Origin of the sequence: Roseateles subflavus (assembly GCF_030285365.1) — a bacterium.
Taxonomy (GTDB): Bacteria; Pseudomonadota; Gammaproteobacteria; order Burkholderiales; family Burkholderiaceae_C; genus Roseateles_B; species Roseateles_B subflavus.
Genome location: NZ_JASVDS010000002.1, coordinates 478,412 through 494,408, shown reverse-complemented (window position 1 = coordinate 494,408; position 15,997 = coordinate 478,412). Strand labels below are relative to the sequence as shown.

The window sequence follows — 15,997 nt, the reverse complement described above, 5'->3', positions numbered from 1 at the left end:
CCAATGCAGGCGGGATCGGCACAGCCGCCGGTGTCACCTCCGCGACTAGACGAGCTTCTCTAGCCGAGGGTCGCCACGCTTGGTGGCACCGCAGTTTGGGCTTAGCCTCGCGGCAGGAGACACACCGCCATGGAACATTCGACCCAGGAAGCCCTGCAGCTGGCCTTCGAGAGCCAGCGCGCCGCCTATGCCCGCGAGCCGATGCCGAGCCTGGCCGTCCGCAAGGACCGCCTCAAGCGCCTCATCGAGATGACGCGCAAGAATGAGCAGGCGCTGTGCGAGGCCATCGCCCAGGACTTCGGGCACCGCGCCCACCAGGAGACGATGCTCGCCGAGGTCTTCACCAGCATCACCGGCGCCGAGCACGCCCTCAAGCACCTGCGCAGCTGGATGAAGACCCGCCGCATGCCGACGGCCCTGCACTTCATGCCCGGCAGCAACGCGCTCATGCCCCAGCCACTCGGCGTGGTGGGCATCATCGCGCCCTGGAACTACCCCTACTACCTCACCACCGGCCCCGCCCTCGCCGCCCTCGCGGCCGGCAACCGCGTGATGATCAAGCCCTCCGAGCTGACGCCCGCGACCTCCGCCCTCATGGCCCGCATGGTCGCCGAGCACTTCAGCCCCGAGGAGATGACGGTCGTGAACGGCGACGCCGACCTCGCTCGCGCCTTCTCGGCCCTGCCCTTCGACCACCTCTTCTTCACCGGCTCGACCGCCGTCGGCCGCCACGTGGCCCAGGCCGCCGCGAAGAACCTCACCCCGGTCACGCTGGAGCTGGGCGGCAAGTCCCCCGCGATCTTCGACCGCAGCTGCCATCTGGAGCTGAGCGCCTCGCGCCTCGCCTACGGCAAGCTCCTCAACGCGGGCCAGACCTGCGTCGCGCCCGACTACGTGCTCGCCCCGCGCGACATGGTCCGCCCCCTGGCCGAGGCCGTGCTGCGCCACTGGCAGCGCATGGTGCCCACCGTGCATGCCAACCCCGACTACACCAGCATCGCCACGCCCCGCCACCGCGCCCGGCTGCAGCAGCTGCTGGACGACGCCCAGGCCCAGGGCGCCGAGCTCCTGCCCAGCCACCCGCAGGAGCTGGATCCCGGCGCCGGCCGCAAGCTCGTGCCGCATGTCGTGCTGAACCCCAGCGCCGACATGCAGCTGATGCGCGAGGAGATCTTCGGCCCCATCCTGCCCATCGTCCCCTACGACAGCCTCGAGCAGGCCATCGCCCAGGTGAACGCCGGCGACCGCCCGCTCGCGCTGTACTTCTTCGGCGAGGACCGCCGCGCCCGCGAGCAGGTGCTGGCCCGCACCCACGCCGGCGGCGTCACCATCAACGACTGCATCTGGCACCTCGGCCAGGAGTCCCAGCCCTTCGGCGGCGTGGGCGCCAGCGGCATGGGCGCCTACCACGGCGAATGGGGCTTCGACACCTTCAGCAAGTTGAAGCCGGTGTTCGTCCAGTCCCGCTTCGCCGGCACGCACCTGTTCCAGCCGCCCTACGGCGACACCTTCAAGACCATCTTCGGACTGCTGCGCAAGATCGTCTGAGCCCTGCCCGGCCCGCGCCGGGCAAGACCTGACCCCAGTCGCCAGCAAACGCACGAGAAGGACCGAGCGGCATGATCTTCGACCAGAGCCATGACTACGTGATCGTCGGCGGCGGCTCCGCCGGCTGCGCGCTCGCTGCGCGCCTCAGCGAGGACCCGTCGGTCGACGTGCTGCTCATCGAGGCCGGCGGCCGGGGGGACGGCTGGGTCGTGAACACGCCCACCGCGGGCGTCTTCCAGATCCCCACCACGCTCAACAACTGGGCCTTCGAGACCGTGCCCCAGGCCGGGCTCGACGGCCGCCGGGGCTACCAGCCGCGCGGCCGCACACTGGGTGGCTCCTCGGCCATCAACGCCATGGTCTACGTCCGCGGTCACCGCGCCGACTACGACCACTGGGCCGCGCTCGGCAACCCCGGCTGGGCCTTCGACGACCTCCTGCCCCTGTTCATCCGCAACGAGGCCAACGAGCGCCTCGGCGGCCCCTGGCACGGCCAGGACGGTCCGCTGAAGGTGAGCGACCTGCGCACCGACAGCCCCCTGCACCAGGCCTGGCTCGACGCCGGCCGCGCCATGGGCCTGAAGATCACCGACGACTTCAACGGGCCCGACCAGGAAGGCATCGGCGTCTACCAGGTCACGCAGCACCAGGGCGAGCGCTGGAGTGCCGCGCGGGCCTACATCGAGCCGAACCGCCAGCGTCCCAACCTGCGTGTCATCACCGGCGCGCAGGTGGAGCGCGTGCTGCTCGAGGGCCGGCGCGCCGTGGGCGTGCAGATGCGCCTCGGCGGCCCGCGCGTGCAGATCGAGGCCCGCCGCGAAGTCGTGCTCAGCGCCGGCGCGCTGCAGACGCCGCAGCTGCTGATGCTTTCCGGCATCGGCCCGGGCGCGCATCTGCAGGACCTCGGCATCCCCGTGCAGCACCATCTGCCCGGCGTGGGCGAGAACCTGCAGGACCACCCCGACTTCGTTCACGGCTACCTCAGCGAGAGCCTCGACACCGTGGGCATCTCGCTCAAGGGCGGCGTGCGCCTGGCGCAGAACATCGCCCGCTACCGGCGCGAGCGCCGGGGCATGATCAGCTCCAACTTCGCCGAGTGCGGCGGCTTCCTCAAGACGCGTCCCGAGCTGGCCCTGCCCAATGTGCAGCTGCACTTCGTCATCGCGCTCGTGAACGACCACGCCCGGGAGCTGGGCCTCGGCCACGGGCTCTCCTGCCACGTCTGCCTGCTGCGCCCCAGCAGTCGCGGCAGCGTGCGCCTGGGCGGCCCGCGCGTCGAGGACACCCCGCTCATCGACCCCGCCTTCCTCGCCGATCCGGCCGATGTCGACGAGCTCATGGAAGGCTTCAAGCTGAGCCGCGAGCTGATGCGCCAGCCCTCGCTGCGCGCCTTCTGGACCCGCGAGCTGTGGCAGGCCCAGGCAAACACCGACGACGAGATCCGCGCGCTGCTGCGCCGCCGCGTCGACACCGTCTACCACCCCGTCGGCAGCTGCCGCATGGGCCGCGACCCCATGGCCGTTGTCGATGCCGAGTTGCGCGTGCATGGCCTTGAGCGCCTGCGCGTGGTGGATGCCTCCATCATGCCGACGCTGATCGGTGGCAACACGAACGCGCCGAGCATGGTGATCGGCGAGAAGGCCGCGCTGATGATGCGCGCGGCCGGCTGACCGGGCGCCGCGCCCTCAGTACCCGGGCGGCCGCTCCTCCGCCAGGGGCTTGCGGGCACGGGCCTCGATGGACGTCGCGAGCTTCACCGGGCCGCCGGCCCCGCCGACCTGCACGGCCTGCGGCGCCCCGTCCACCAGCTGGTCCACATGCCAGACACGCACCCGTGCGGGACCGTCGGGCACACCGGCGAGCACGACCTGACCCTTGTCGTCGCTGACCGCCGCCCAGGGGGTGTCACTGACGTAGACATGGCCCCGCATGGAGCCGTGCAGATGGCAGCCCAGCAGGTAGGGTCCGGGCTGGCTCAGCTGCTGCGTCGCGGTGGCCAGGGGCTGGCCTTCCCGCCGGGCGGACAGCTTGAAGCTGAAGCCCTGCGTCGGGTCCAGGTAGACGCCCCCCGGCCCGCTCAGGCCGCCCCGCACGTGGTGGTTCCACTTGTCCAGGTTCGTGAAGACGACCCGGGCGCCGGGCGACACCACGCTCACCTGCGGCTGGAAGCGCATCTGCTGCTGGGTGATCGTCTGCTCCAGCTGCGGCGCCGGGCGCGGGCCGGGCTGCTGGGTGTCCAGCAGCACCACGGCCTCGGGCAAGGGCTTGCCGCTGCGGTCCAGCACCTGGATCTGCACATCCGCCGCCCACAGGGCCGTCGGCACCGCCACGATGCCCGCCAGCAGCAGGGGCCTGAACAACGAGGGAAGTCGATGCATCACCGGGGTCTCCTTGGGTCGATGGGCGCGCCGACGGGCGCCCTACTCTGGGGTTTCCTCTCCATCCTAGGGCCGCCGGGCCGTGCGCCGGCCCCCTAGAATCCCGCCCATCATGTCCATTGCCGACTCCACCGGCCTTTTCCTGGCCTTCCTGGCCCGCCTGATCACGGGCGCCCAGGGCCACTGGAAAGGCTGCCCGCCCATGGCGGAGCAGCGCATCTACTTCGCCAACCACCAGAGCCATTTCGACTGGGTGCTGATCTGGGCCTCGCTGCCGCGCGAACTGCGCGCCGCGACCCGGCCCATCGCCGCGCGCGACTACTGGACCTCCAGCCCGCTCAAGACCTGGCTCACCTCCAATGTCTTCAATGCCATCTACGTCAGCCGCACCCGCAGCACGCCGGACGAAGACCCCCTGGAGCCGCTCGTCGAGGCCCTGTCCAAGGGCGACTCGCTGGTGATCTTCCCGGAAGGCACCCGCTCCAACAAGGGCGAGCCGCAGACCTTCAAGGCCGGCCTCTACCACCTCGCCGAGCAGTTCCCGCACGTGAAGCTCATTCCCACCTGGATCGACAACGTGCAGCGCGTCATGCCCAAGGGTGAAGTCGTGCCGGTGCCCATCCTGTGCACCGTCACCTTCGGCGCCCCCATGCAGATCAAGGACGGCGAGGACAAGCGCGCCTTCCTCGAGCGCGCCCGTGCCGAAGTCATGGCCCTCAAACCCGGCGGGTGGCGCGAATGAGCGGGCTGCGCTGGGTCAAGTCCCTCAACTCCAGCGAGCAGGTCGCCTTCCTGTTCGTGATGCTCTTCGGCGCGCTGATGCTCACCAGCATCGGCAGCTTCCTCTTCTCGCTCAAGAAGCGGGCCGATGACGAGGACGACAGCGACTGGCACCGCGGCTGGAGCCGCTTCCGCCACGAACTGAACATGCTGTGGCTCTTCGCGAGCCTGTTCTGGGCCGCCTGGATCTCGGGCCCGGTGGGCGCGACCCTGCTCTTCGGCGTGTTCAGCTTCCTCGCGCTGCGCGAGTTCATCACGCTGATGCACACGCGCCGCGGCGACCACCGCAGCCTCCTCCTCGCCTTCTTCGTGATCCTGCCGCTGCAGTACGTGCTGGTGGGCACGCGGCAGTTCGACATCTTCTCGGTGCTGATCCCCGTCTACGCCTTCCTGGCCATCCCGGTGGCCAGCGCGCTGGCGGACGACCCGCGCCGCTTCCTGGAGCGCAACGCCAAGATCCAGTGGGGCATCATGGTCTGCGTCTACGGGCTCTCGCACGCGCCGGCCCTGCTGCTGCTGGACTTCCCCAGCTACCCCGAGTACCAGGGCCGCGGCGCCTTCCTGCTCTTCTTCCTGGTGATCGTCTCGGCCTGCGGGCAGATCGCGCAGTACCTGGCCGCCAAGCGCCTGCGCCGCCGGCCGCTGGCCCGCCGCATCAGCCGCAGCTTCTCGATGCGCGCCTGGTGGGTGGGCACGCTCACCGCGGCCGTGGTGGGCACGCTGCTGTACTGGATCACGCCCTTCAAGGCCGGGCAGGCGCTGGTGATGTCCTTCATCGCGGCCGGCGCGGGCAGCTTCGGCGCGCTCGTGATGAAGGCGCTGAAGAAGGACGCGGGCGTCGAGTACTGGGGCAACCGCAGCAACATCACCGGCGCCGTGGGCCTGCTGGACCGCATCGCCGTGCTGTGCTTTGCCGCGCCGGTGTTCTTCCATTCGGTGCGCTGGTACTTCAGGCTGCCCCTGTGATGACGGCCCCCGAACCTGTCACTTCGTGCCAGGCCCCCCGAGGGGGTCAGCGATGAGGATATTGGGCATCGACCCCGGCCTGCAGACGACCGGCTTCGGCGTGATCGACGCGGACGGCCCGCGCCTGGCCTACGTGGCCAGCGGCACGATCAAGACCTCGGGCGTGCCCACGGGCGATCTGCCGGGTCGCATCAAGATCCTCTACGACGGCATCCGCGAGGTGCAGCAGCGCTACGAGGCGCAGTGCGCGGCGATCGAGATCATCTTCGTGAACGTGAACCCGCAGTCCACGCTGCTGCTCGGGCAGGCCCGCGGGGCCGCGATCACGGCGCTCGTCTCCTGCGAGCTGCCGGTGGCGGAGTACACCGCCGTGCAGATGAAGAAGGCCATCGCCGGCCATGGGCAGGCCGCCAAGGAGCAGATCCAGCTCATGGTCCAGCGCCTGCTGAACCTGCCAGGCGTGCCGGGCAAGGACGCGGCCGACGCGCTGGGCATCGCCATCATGCATGCCCACGCCCGCGTGACCTTCGAGGCCATGGAACGGCACACGACGCTGCAGCGCAAGCAGCATGCGCAGTTCAAGGGCGGGCGGACGTACTGAGCGCGCCCGGCGCAAGCCCCGCGCCAGCCTGACGCCCTAGCATCGAGGCTCCCCCGACCAGGAGCCGTTCATGCTGGGCATCGCCGACTACCCCGCCTTCGTCATCGCCGTGCTGGTGTTCCTCGCCATCCCCGGCCCGGGCAACCTGGCGCTCATCAGCGCCACCGCCCAGGGCGGCGTGCGCGGCGGCCTGGCGGCCACGCTGGGCGTGATCCTGGGAGACCAGGTGCTGATGTGGGCCGCCGTCGCGGGCGTGGCGGCCTTGCTCGCGGCCTCGCCCACGGCCTTCAGCGTCGTGCAGTGGGGCGGTGCGCTCTACCTCGGCTGGCTGGGCTGGCAGATGCTGCGGGCGAAGCCGGGCGAGGCCGCCGCCCTGCAGCTCAAGCCCGGGCATTTCCTTCGCCAGGCGATGCTCATCACGCTGCTGAACCCCAAGGCCATCGTCTTCTACATGGCCTTCTTCCCGCTCTTCGTGGACCCGGCGAAGCATCGCGGCCTGCTGACCTTCGCCGTGATGGCCGCCACCATCGCCGCCCTCACCTTCGCCTACGGCCTCGTGGCCGTGCTGCTGGCGCATCGACTGGGCGAGCGGGTGCGCGGCAGCCCGCGCATGAGCCAATGGCTGCGGCGCGTGGCGGGGGTCTGCCTGATCGGGTTCGGGGTGCGGCTGCTGAGCCGCTGAAGGCCCGGCCCGGTCAACGGCGGCCGAAGGGGTCGCCCGCCAGCGCTTCGGTGGGCAGCGCGCAGGTCCTGGGCCGCGCCTCCGCTGCGGCACAATGCGCGCGCCCTCGCCGATCGGCGGTCGGGGGCGCACCCTGCCCGGGCGGTGAACGGCCCGGGCGCGAGGCATCATGGCGTCCCACATTGCATTCATCGACGGCGTCGGCGGCAAGCGCTTCATGCGCGGGCGCCTGGTCCGCTACTTCCAGGACCGGGGCCTGCAGGTCCACTGCTTCGACTACGCCGCGTCCCGCCAGTCGCTGGACGAGATCCGGGCCCGGCTGCGCGACTTCCTGCGCCAGCGGGCCGCCCAGGGCGAGTTCCACGCCGTCGGCTATTCCTTCGGCGGCGTGCTGCTGCGCCTGGCCCTGGCGGACCTGCGGGCCGAGGGCCTCCAGCCCGCGAAGGTGGCCCTGCTGGCCTCGCCGCTGACGGCCCTGCGCCTGAGCATGCGCCTGCGGCACTGGCGGATCTACCGCTGGACCTGCGGCGAATGCGGGCAGTTCGCGGCCCGGCCGGAGCTCATGGCGCAGGTGCCGATGCCTGCCGTGCCGACGGCCTGCCTCTACGGCACCTGGCCCTGGCTGGGCGCGTTCCGCTGGCTCTGCGACCCCCACGTCGGCAACGACGGCATGGTGGCCGTGGACGAGGCCCACCCGCCCCAGCATGGCCATCTGCCGGCCATGCCCATCCCGGCCAGCCATGCCTTCATCCCGGCCCATCCCGTGGCACTCGACGCCCTCCGGGCCTGGTTTGACGGGGCCGGCGGCTGAACGAGACGCCTCCGCCAGGGCGCCCGTGACTTGCTGACGTCCGGGGGCTGCGCCTGCGGCGCCCGGATGACCGACAATCACGCATGACCCGCAGCACCCCCAGCAGCCCGACGGCTGCCGCCTCCCCCAGCGCTCCCGGCGCTTCCGCCTCCTTCGCCGCTCTGCCCCTGCCGCCCCACATGCAGGCGAACCTGCAGCAGCTGGGCTACCTCACGATGACGCCCATCCAGGCGGCGAGCCTGCCGCTGACGCTGGCCGGCAAGGACCTCATCGCCCAGGCCAAGACGGGCAGCGGCAAGACCGCCGCCTTCACGCTGCCGCTGCTCATGAACCTGAACCCGCGGCGTTTCGCGGTGCAGGCGCTGGTGCTGTGCCCCACGCGCGAGCTGGCCGATCAGGTGACGCAGGAGATCCGCCGCCTCGCCCGCGCCGAGGACAACATCAAGACGCTGACGCTGTGCGGCGGCGTGCCGGTGCGCAACCAGCTCGCCAGCCTGGCGCACGGCGCGCACATCATCGTGGGCACGCCCGGGCGCATCCTCGACCACCTGCAGCGCGAGACGCTGGACCTCTCGGCGCTCAACACGCTGGTGCTCGACGAAGCCGACCGCATGCTGGACATGGGCTTCGCGGAGGACATCGCCCAGGTGATCGCCTGCGCGCCCAAGGCCCGCCAGACCCTGCTGTTCTCGGCCACCTACCCGGACGGCGTGAGCAGCATGGCCGCGCGCTTCATGCGCGAGCCGCAGGAGGTGCGGCTCAAGGAGGTCCACGCGGCCACCAAGATCCGCCAGCGCTTCTACGAGGTCACCGAGGCCGAGCGCCTGCACGCCGTCGGCCTGCTGCTGAACCACTTCCGCCCGGCCAGCACGCTGGCCTTCTGCAACACCAAGCAGCAGTGCCGCGACCTCGTCGCCGTGCTGGACGCCCAGGGCATCTCCGCGCTGGAGCTGCATGGCGACCTGGACCAGCGCGACCGCGACCAGGTGCTGGTGCAGTTCGCCAACCGCAGTTGCAGCGTGCTCGTGGCGACCGACGTGGCCGCCCGCGGCCTGGACATCGCGCAGCTCGAGGCCGTGATCAACGTCGACATCACGCCCGACGCCGAGGTGCACACGCACCGCGTGGGCCGCACGGGCCGCGCCGACGGCGAAGGCTGGGCCTTCAGCCTCGCGAGCCTCGACGAGATGGGCCCCGTCGGCCGCATCGAGCATGCGCACGGCACGCCCTTCACCTGGTATCCGCTCGCCGAGCTGACACCCGCCGGCAGCGGCACGCTGCAGGCGCCCATGGCCACGATCCAGATCCTCGGCGGCCGCAAGGAGAAGATCCGCGCCGGCGACGTGCTGGGCGCGCTCACCAAGGACATGGGCTTCCCCGGCGCCAAGATCGGCAAGATCAACGTCAACGAGTTCTCGACCTACGTCGCCGTGGAGCGGGACATCGCGGCCCAGGTGCTGCGCGCGCTCAACGCCGGCAAGGTCAAGGGCAAGTCCGTGAAGGCCCGCACGCTGTGAGCGACACGTCCGCCACCTTCGCTTCGCTGGGCCTCTCGCCCGCCCTGCAGCGCGCCGCGCGCGAGCTCGGTTTCGAGGCCCCGACGCCCGTGCAGGCCGCCGCCATCCCGGCCGCGCTGGCAGGGCACGACGTGCTGGCCTCGGCCGAGACGGGCTCGGGCAAGACCGCCGCCTTCGCCTTCCCCCTCCTGCAGCAGGTCGAGTCCCGGAATGCCCGCGCGGCGGCCGGTGCCGCGCGCGCGCCGCAGGTGCTCGTGCTCGTGCCCACGCGTGAGCTGGCCGCGCAGGCCGGGGCGCTGCTGCGGGCCGCGGCGCGCTGCCTGTCCGTGTCGGTGAAGGTGTCCATCCTCTACGGCGGCGTGTCCATCAACCCGCAGCTCATGGCGCTGCGGGGCGGCGCGGACATCGTCGTCGCCACGCCCGGCCGCCTGCTCGATGTGGTCGAGCACAACGGCCTCACCCTTGCCGACCTGCGCTGCCTGGTGCTGGACGAGGCCGATCGCCTGCTCGACGCCGGCTTCGCCGAGGAGCTCCAGCGCGTGCTGGGCCTGCTGCCGACGCAACGCCAGCACCTGCTCTTCTCTGCGACCTTCCCGGCCTCGGTGCAGGCGCTGTCGGACACGCTGCTGCGCGACCCGGTGCGCGTGACGCTCACTCAGGCGCTCACACAGGACACGGACCTCGCCGACCGCAGGCTCACCGAGCGCGCCATCACGGTGGACGCCGCCCGGCGCACGCCCCTGCTGCGTCACCTGATCGAGCAGGAAGGCTGGACGCGCGTGCTGGTCTTCGTGGCCACGCGCTACGCCTGCGATCACGTCGCGGACAAGCTGTGCCGTGCAGGCCTCGCCGCCGCCGCGTTCCACGGCGACGCCAGCCAGGGCGCGCGCACGCGCGTGCTGGAGGACTTCAAGTCCGGCGCGCTGCGCGTGCTGGTCGCCACGGACCTCGGCGGGCGCGGCATCGACATCGCCGGGCTGCCGGTGGTGCTGAACTACGACCTGCCCCGCGCCGCCGCGGACTATGTGCACCGCATCGGCCGCACCGCCCGTGCCGGGGCCGAAGGTCTGGCCGTGAGCTTCGTCAGCGCGGCCACCGAAGGCCATTTCCGGCTGATCGAGAAGCGGCAGGCCCGCCGCGTGCCCCGCGAGCAGATCGCCGGTTTCGAGCCCACCGACGCCGCGCCGGAGGGCGCGGCCACGGGCGGCGTGAAGGGCCGGCGCCCGAGCAAGAAGGACAAGCTGCGGGCCGCCGCCGCACGCGCGGGATCCTGATCCGAGGGGATCCCCGCCCCTGTCGGCTTATTTGACAGCACACGGCCCCGACCCGGGGTTCGAAGACACGGCGACCGATGCCCACGGACCTGGGCGGTCAGGGCACGATTCTTGCAACCGGTTACCGCTGTTTCTGGGTCACCCCTGGCGGCCCGTCACGTTTGTCTTCAACTCTCGGGAGCTTTCATGCATTTGCTGACCAAGGCCATCAGTGCCATCGCGCTTGCCGGCGCCTCGTTTGCTGCCGCGGCGGCGCCGGTCACGCTGACCTTCGAAGGGTCCGCCAACACGGCCTACGATTCGCCGATCCTGCGCTCGGGCTTCCTCCTGGGCAATCCCGCCGGGCAGGAACAGCACTTCCATGAGGTGGACAGCCAGCTCCTCGGCCCGGTGGGCAACGGGACGGGCGTCCTCGTGAACGACCGTGACACGCAGATCTTCGTGAAGCGCAGCGACGGCGGCATCTTCAGCGGGCTGAGCGTCGACGTCGGCTCCTCCGGCTCGCTCAACCTCGGCAGCAACCTCGGCATGGACATCGAGGCCTTCCTGGGTCTGACCTCGGTCGGCCTGCTGCACGTCGACTTCGACACCATCACGCCGCTCCAGACCATCAGCCTGCTGGGCCTTGGCAGCTTCGATCGCCTGGTCTTCGACGGCATCCGCGGCGGCTTCACCCTGGACAACCTGTCCCTGGACGATGCCCGCAACGCGGTGCCGCTGCCTTCCAGCCTGGCCCTGGCCGGCCTGGGCCTGGGCGTGCTGGGCAGCTTCGGTCGCCGCCGCAAGGCCTGACCCGCCGGCAGGGCGGCGGCGCTCCCGCGCTCAGGCCCTGCCCCACCGCAGGTGCTTCACTCGCCGGGGCGGCAGTACACCCAATCGCCCTCGTCGTACGTGGACAGCGCCGGCATCACGGGCGGTTCGGCACGGACATAGCCGGCCCGCGCCAGCAGCGCCTGGCAATGGCGGTGCTCCGGCACCGTCGTGGCCCAGCAGGCGACGCCCGGGCTCACGCGCCCAAGCGTCTCATGCAGCCACCGCAGCCCCTCGGCGGCAAGGCCCCGGCCCCAGTGCGCCGGCGCCAGCAGGAAGGCCACTTCGGCGATGCCCTCATGCAGCGTAGCCTGCAGCAGGCCCACGATCTCGCCGCCGTCTGCCAGGCGCATGACGTAGTTGAGCCACTGCTCGGGCGGCTGGTCGGGGCGCGGTCCGGCCAGCGTGCCATGCAGCCACGCCGCCACCGCCGAGGACGCCGCCGGCAGGCCGCCGAGGTGGCGGTAGACCGCCTCGTGCCACAGCCGCTCCGCCAGCGGCTCGACATCGGCCGCGGTCAGCGGCGCGATGGCCAGGCGCCCGGTGGTGCCTGCCTCTTCGGGGTCAGGTCTTGCGTCGCCACGCCCGCAGGGTGTGATTCTTTCGATGAGCATGGCGCGCATGCTAACCCTCACACAGCACGCGCTGCGATCCCAAAAAAAAGCCCCGCACAAGGCGGGGCATGAAGACGCCGACACGCAGGCACCGGCGCCGAAGAGCTACTGATGCAACCATCAGCAGAGACAAGCGTCGCGGCGCTCAGCGCAGCGTGTAGCGGGCGGCGAGCTGGACCGTCGGGCCGTAGCGGTCGTCATAGAAGCCGCCGTAGCCGGTGGAGAAGCGCGGCTTGATGTCGAAGACATTGAGCACCGTGAGGTTCAGCTTCAGGTTGCGCCAGCCCGTGTAGCCCACGGACAGGTCCCACACCGTGCGGCTGGGCATGCGGCCGGGGTCCACGCCGGGCTGCAGCGAGGCCGGGCTGCTGACGTTGAGCACGCCGGCATACGTCAGGCCGTTGAGCTGCACCCGCCAGGCGCCCTGCTCGCCGCCCACGCGCAGGGTGTTGCGCCACTTCTCCTGGCTGTAGCCGCCCACGCGGTCCAGCAGGTCGCCGTCGGGCGTGTAGGCGGACTTGTAGCGCAGGATGGCGTTGTACTCGTTCTCCAGCCAGAAGCGGATGCCCGCCCATTCCTGCTCCAGGCGCATCGTCCAGTCCACGCCGCCGGTCTCGATGCCGCCGACGTTCTTGTAGGGCAGCGTCAGGTACTTGAGGCGGCCGTCCTTGAGGCCGGGGTAGCGCGCCTCGAGGGCGGGATTGCGCGGATCGCGGGTGATCAGCTCGGCGAAGCCGGGGGTATCGAACTCGTGGTCGATGAGGTACTGGCCGTCCAGCAGGTTGATGGAGTCCTTCTGCTTCAGGTAGTAGAGGTCGACCGTGGTGTTGAGCGCCTTCGACGGATTGAAGGCGACGCCGGCACTCCAGATCGAGCTGCGCTCGGGCTTGAGCGCGGGGTTGGGCACATAGGTCAGGCGCGGGTAGTAGGCGCACTGGTCGTAGTTCAGGCCCATCGGGCGGCAGCGGACCCAGTCACGGATGCCCTCGCCCGGGTAGGCGTTGGTCGAGCCCATGTGCATCTGCGGCAGCGACGGCGCCTTGAAGGCCGTCGTGTAGCCCGCGCGCAGCAGCCAGTCGCCGCTCGGGCGGAAGGCCACGGCGAGCTTGGGGTTCGTGGTGGTGCCGAAGTCGCTGTAGTGATCGCTGCGCAGCGCCAGCTGGATCTCGGTGGCGGGATTGGGCTGGAGGTTGAACTCCACGAAGCCCGAGGCCACCCGGCGGCTGCCGTCCGAGGAGGTGCCGCTCCAGTTCTCGATGTTCTTGGCTGCCACCTGCGGATCGGCCACCTCCTGCATGCGCTCGCGCATGAACTGCACGCCGGCAGCGACGCCCAGCGGGCCGCCCAGGACGCGCGTCAGCTCGGGGTTGCTGACCTTGGCATCGACCGTGCTGAGCGTGGACGTGGCCTGCTTGACGACGTCCGTCATGAGCGCCTCGGCCGAGGCCCGCGTGTTCACGGGCACGAAGGGGTTGTAGCCGCCCTTGTCCAGCGCGTTCAGCACGGCGTCGCGCTTGAGCATGTTGTATTCGGTCTGGTCGCCGTGGCTGCGGCTGAACATGGCCGCCAGCTCCCAGTCCCAGCCCCCATACACGCCGCGCACGCCGGCCAGCGCGCGGCGGTTGCTCACCAGGGAGCGCGTGGCGCGCTCGCCGGCTTCGTCCACCGAGCGGAAGGCCAGGATCGGGCTGCCCTCGTGCGCCACGCCCTTGTCGTCCACCCAGCGGCCGAGCGCCGGCACATAGGCGGCCATGCCGGGATAGACGCGGTGGTCGGTGCCCGACTCCAGCGAGGGGTAGCCGCCCCGCCAGTCCGTGCGGTTCTGGCCGAGCACGAGCTCGCCGAAGAGCGCGGTGTTGGCATCCAGCGCCTTCGTGCCCATCACCGCGGCGTTCAGGCGCTGCAGCGTCGGACCCAGCTCGGTGCCGGGCGCCAGGTCCGTGCGGCAGTATTCGTCGCCGATCGTGTCCGTCTCGACCTGCGACGCCGGGCAGGCGGGGTGCGCCTTGCGGTAGCCCTCGTCGATGCGCAGGATCGAGCCCGGGCTGCGGGTGGTGTCGCGCAGGTCCAGGCCGCCGTAGGGGCGCAGGTCGCTGCTGCGGGCCAGCGCGTGCTTGCCGGCCAGCGCAGGCTCGCGGCGCGAGGCGGCCAGCATCGCGAGCAGGTTGTAGCCGTCACGCGCGAGGTCGCCGTGGCCGCTCGTCACGCTGAACTCGCCGCGGCGCTGGTCGCCCGCCGTGCGCTGGCCCAGCTTGCCGGCCACTTCCAGGCCCTGGTAGTCCGTCTTGGTCACGAAGTTCATCACGCCGGCCACGGCATCGGAGCCGTACAGCGCCGAGGCCCCGTCACGCAGGATCTCCACGCGCTCCACCGCGGCGAGCGGGATGGTGTTGAGGTCGACGAAGGGCGTGTCGGTGCCGGCCGCGAAGGCGTAGTTGGCCAGGCGACGGCCATTGAGCAGCACCAGCACGTTCTGCGCGCCCATGTTGCGCAGGCTGGCGCTGGTGGCGCCCGCGGAGAAGGAGTTGGCGTTGTTGCCGTCGTCGTAGGCCGTGACCGCCGCCATCTTGGACAGCAGCTCCACGGTCGACGAGGCCCCGGTGGCCTCGATGTCGCTGCGCTTGTAGATGGCGATGGGGCTGGGGCCTTCCGCGCGGATGCGCTTGATGCTGGAGCCCACGATCTCGACCCGCTGCAGGGTCTGGGGCGCCGGCTCGGGGGCGGGCTCGGCGCTCTGGGCGCGGGCCTGCGCCGCCAGCACCAGCAGGGCGCCGGCCAGCAGGCTCAGGCGTGCCGGAAGCGGGCACGGCAGGGCAGACAGGGGCGAACGGTTCATGGAGTCTCCTCGTTGTTTCTGTGGCGTCTTGCGGGCGTCGGGCGGGCGATCGCCGCTCGAGCGCAAAGGATCGTCTTCACATATCCTTTGCGAATAATTCTGGCATTTCGTGAATATATTTATCTTAGGACTTGCCCGCATCCGGGTCAGACCGTTGCGCCAACACGAGGCGCTCCCCTTTTTTTTCAGGCGCAGGGAATACTGGCGACCGCCCGCGTGTTCTACGTTCATCCCCACTGGAGATGCCCATGAAGCACCTTGCACTCGCCCTCTCGATCCCCGCCCTGCTCCTGGCCGCCTGCGCCAGCGCGCCGCCCGCCCCGGCCCGCGCGCAGGACGGCGCCCTCGTCGGCGCCAACGGCATGACGCTCTACACCTTCGACAAGGACGCCGGCGGCAAGAGCGCCTGCAACGGCCCCTGCGCCATGAACTGGCCCCCGCTGATGGCCGGCGCCGATGCCAAGGCCTCGGGCGACTGGTCCGTCATCACCCGCGACGACGGCAGCCGCCAGTGGGCCTACAAGAGCAAGCCGCTGTACTACTGGGTGAAGGACCAGAAGCCCGGCGAGCGCAGCGGAGACGGCGTCAACAAGGTCTGGCACACCGCCACGCCGTGACGCTGGACGACGCGCTCCCCCACCTGCCCCGGCTGCGCCGTCATGCGCGGCTGCTGACCGGCGATGCCAGCCGCGCGGACGACCTGCTGCAGGACACCCTGGAGCACGCCGCCCGCAAGGCGCATCTCTGGCAGGCGCCGGTGGCGGAGCGTGTGCCCGGCGCGGCCCTGCGCGCCTGGCTGCTGACCGTGATGCACCGGCGCTACCTCAACCAGTGGCGCGATGAACAGGCCGCCCGCCTGGAACCCCTGGACGAGCGCCACGAGGCGCAGGAGCAGCACCGCCCGCACGAGCAGCTCCACCTGCGTCTGGACCTGGAGCGCGGTCTCGCCGCCCTGCCCTCGGCCGCGCGCGAGGTGCTGCTGCTCGTGTGCGTGGAGGAGCTCAGCTACGAGGCCACCGCGCGGGTGCTGGACATCCCCGTCGGCACCGTGATGTCCCGCCTCTCGCGCGCCCGCGAACGCCTGCGGGTGCTCATGAGCGAGCCGGCCCGCCCCACCCCCGGCACCGCCCCCGCCGCCTTGCGAGTCGTCAAATGACACCGGCCCCGATCCCTTCTTCCG

15 protein-coding genes are annotated in these 15,997 nt (G+C 71.0%); 12 read left to right on the top strand and 3 right to left on the bottom strand.

Features of this window, described 5'->3' with window-relative positions:
- Positions 1-129: 129 nt before the first annotated feature.
- On the top strand, positions 130-1,548 hold the full coding sequence (locus QRD43_RS07990) for a coniferyl aldehyde dehydrogenase (protein ID WP_285981958.1): 1,419 nt from the start codon (positions 130-132) through the stop codon (positions 1,546-1,548).
- A gap of 71 nt (positions 1,549-1,619) precedes the next feature.
- Entirely contained in the window at positions 1,620-3,218 is a 1,599-nt protein-coding gene (locus QRD43_RS07985) for a GMC family oxidoreductase (RefSeq protein ID WP_285981957.1), read from the top strand.
- A gap of 15 nt (positions 3,219-3,233) precedes the next feature.
- Here the strand turns inward: QRD43_RS07985 and QRD43_RS07980 are convergent, their stop codons facing one another.
- The gene (locus QRD43_RS07980) at positions 3,234-3,926 is read right to left on the bottom strand and encodes a cupredoxin domain-containing protein (protein ID WP_285981956.1); all 693 of its coding nucleotides are present in this window, start codon (positions 3,924-3,926) and stop codon (positions 3,234-3,236) included.
- 112 nt (positions 3,927-4,038) lie between these two features.
- Here QRD43_RS07980 and QRD43_RS07975 point away from each other — a divergent pair, with 112 nt between their 5' ends.
- From QRD43_RS07975 to QRD43_RS07940, 8 genes are all read left to right on the top strand, one after another.
- Positions 4,039-4,668, top strand: coding sequence for a lysophospholipid acyltransferase family protein (locus QRD43_RS07975; protein WP_285981955.1), 630 nt, complete (start codon positions 4,039-4,041; stop codon positions 4,666-4,668).
- The gene (locus QRD43_RS07970) at positions 4,665-5,672 is read left to right on the top strand and encodes a phosphatidate cytidylyltransferase (protein WP_285981954.1); all 1,008 of its coding nucleotides are present in this window, start codon (positions 4,665-4,667) and stop codon (positions 5,670-5,672) included. Before QRD43_RS07975 ends, QRD43_RS07970 begins: the two co-directional genes overlap by 4 nt.
- Before the next feature lie 52 nt (positions 5,673-5,724).
- Positions 5,725-6,273 carry a crossover junction endodeoxyribonuclease RuvC gene (gene ruvC / locus QRD43_RS07965; RefSeq protein WP_285981953.1) on the top strand — a complete coding sequence of 183 codons (549 nt, stop codon included), beginning with the start codon at positions 5,725-5,727 and terminating at the stop codon, positions 6,271-6,273.
- Positions 6,274-6,343: 70 nt separating this feature from the next.
- Positions 6,344-6,955, top strand: a complete 612-nt coding sequence (locus QRD43_RS07960; RefSeq protein ID WP_285981952.1) for a LysE family translocator — start codon at positions 6,344-6,346, stop codon at positions 6,953-6,955.
- A 169-nt stretch (positions 6,956-7,124) separates the two neighbouring features.
- On the top strand, positions 7,125-7,766 hold the full coding sequence (locus QRD43_RS07955; RefSeq protein ID WP_285981951.1) for a lipase family protein: 642 nt from the start codon (positions 7,125-7,127) through the stop codon (positions 7,764-7,766).
- 179 nt (positions 7,767-7,945) lie between these two features.
- Positions 7,946-9,283: an ATP-dependent RNA helicase DbpA gene (gene dbpA / locus QRD43_RS07950; protein WP_285982499.1), complete on the top strand. Its 1,338-nt coding sequence runs from the start codon at positions 7,946-7,948 to the stop codon at positions 9,281-9,283.
- On the top strand, positions 9,280-10,557 hold the full coding sequence (locus QRD43_RS07945; RefSeq protein ID WP_285981950.1) for a DEAD/DEAH box helicase: 1,278 nt from the start codon (positions 9,280-9,282) through the stop codon (positions 10,555-10,557). Before dbpA ends, QRD43_RS07945 begins: the two co-directional genes overlap by 4 nt.
- A gap of 186 nt (positions 10,558-10,743) precedes the next feature.
- Entirely contained in the window at positions 10,744-11,349 is a 606-nt protein-coding gene (locus tag QRD43_RS07940) for a PEP-CTERM sorting domain-containing protein (RefSeq protein ID WP_285981949.1), read from the top strand.
- Between the two features lie 56 nt (positions 11,350-11,405).
- Here QRD43_RS07940 and QRD43_RS07935 read toward each other — a convergent pair whose 3' ends face one another.
- Positions 11,406-11,981 (bottom strand): GNAT family N-acetyltransferase, encoded by a 576-nt coding sequence (locus QRD43_RS07935; RefSeq protein WP_285981948.1) that lies wholly within the window; start codon positions 11,979-11,981, stop codon positions 11,406-11,408.
- A gap of 145 nt (positions 11,982-12,126) precedes the next feature.
- Positions 12,127-14,817 (bottom strand): TonB-dependent receptor plug domain-containing protein, encoded by a 2,691-nt coding sequence (locus QRD43_RS07930; RefSeq protein WP_285981947.1) that lies wholly within the window; start codon positions 14,815-14,817, stop codon positions 12,127-12,129.
- A gap of 248 nt (positions 14,818-15,065) precedes the next feature.
- Between QRD43_RS07930 and QRD43_RS07925 the strand changes: the two genes are divergently transcribed.
- Positions 15,066-15,434, top strand: coding sequence for a COG4315 family predicted lipoprotein (locus QRD43_RS07925; RefSeq protein ID WP_285981946.1), 369 nt, complete (start codon positions 15,066-15,068; stop codon positions 15,432-15,434).
- Positions 15,431-15,973, top strand: coding sequence for an RNA polymerase sigma factor (locus QRD43_RS07920; RefSeq protein ID WP_285981945.1), 543 nt, complete (start codon positions 15,431-15,433; stop codon positions 15,971-15,973). Before QRD43_RS07925 ends, QRD43_RS07920 begins: the two co-directional genes overlap by 4 nt.
- Positions 15,974-15,997: the final 24 nt, after the last annotated feature.

Coding starts and splice junctions, on each gene's coding strand:
- QRD43_RS07975 (WP_285981955.1), top strand. CDS start 4,039: ATGTCCATTGCCGACTCCACCGGCCTTTTCCTGGCCTTCCTGGCCCGC.
- QRD43_RS07970 (WP_285981954.1), top strand. CDS start 4,665: ATGAGCGGGCTGCGCTGGGTCAAGTCCCTCAACTCCAGCGAGCAGGTC.
- QRD43_RS07935 (WP_285981948.1), bottom strand. CDS start 11,981: ATGCTCATCGAAAGAATCACACCCTGCGGGCGTGGCGACGCAAGACCT.
- QRD43_RS07955 (WP_285981951.1), top strand. CDS start 7,125: ATGGCGTCCCACATTGCATTCATCGACGGCGTCGGCGGCAAGCGCTTC.
- QRD43_RS07940 (WP_285981949.1), top strand. CDS start 10,744: ATGCATTTGCTGACCAAGGCCATCAGTGCCATCGCGCTTGCCGGCGCC.
- QRD43_RS07990 (WP_285981958.1), top strand. CDS start 130: ATGGAACATTCGACCCAGGAAGCCCTGCAGCTGGCCTTCGAGAGCCAG.
- ruvC (WP_285981953.1), top strand. CDS start 5,725: ATGAGGATATTGGGCATCGACCCCGGCCTGCAGACGACCGGCTTCGGC.
- QRD43_RS07960 (WP_285981952.1), top strand. CDS start 6,344: ATGCTGGGCATCGCCGACTACCCCGCCTTCGTCATCGCCGTGCTGGTG.
- QRD43_RS07980 (WP_285981956.1), bottom strand. CDS start 3,926: ATGCATCGACTTCCCTCGTTGTTCAGGCCCCTGCTGCTGGCGGGCATC.
- QRD43_RS07930 (WP_285981947.1), bottom strand. CDS start 14,817: ATGAACCGTTCGCCCCTGTCTGCCCTGCCGTGCCCGCTTCCGGCACGC.
- dbpA (WP_285982499.1), top strand. CDS start 7,946: ATGCAGGCGAACCTGCAGCAGCTGGGCTACCTCACGATGACGCCCATC.
- QRD43_RS07925 (WP_285981946.1), top strand. CDS start 15,066: ATGAAGCACCTTGCACTCGCCCTCTCGATCCCCGCCCTGCTCCTGGCC.
- QRD43_RS07985 (WP_285981957.1), top strand. CDS start 1,620: ATGATCTTCGACCAGAGCCATGACTACGTGATCGTCGGCGGCGGCTCC.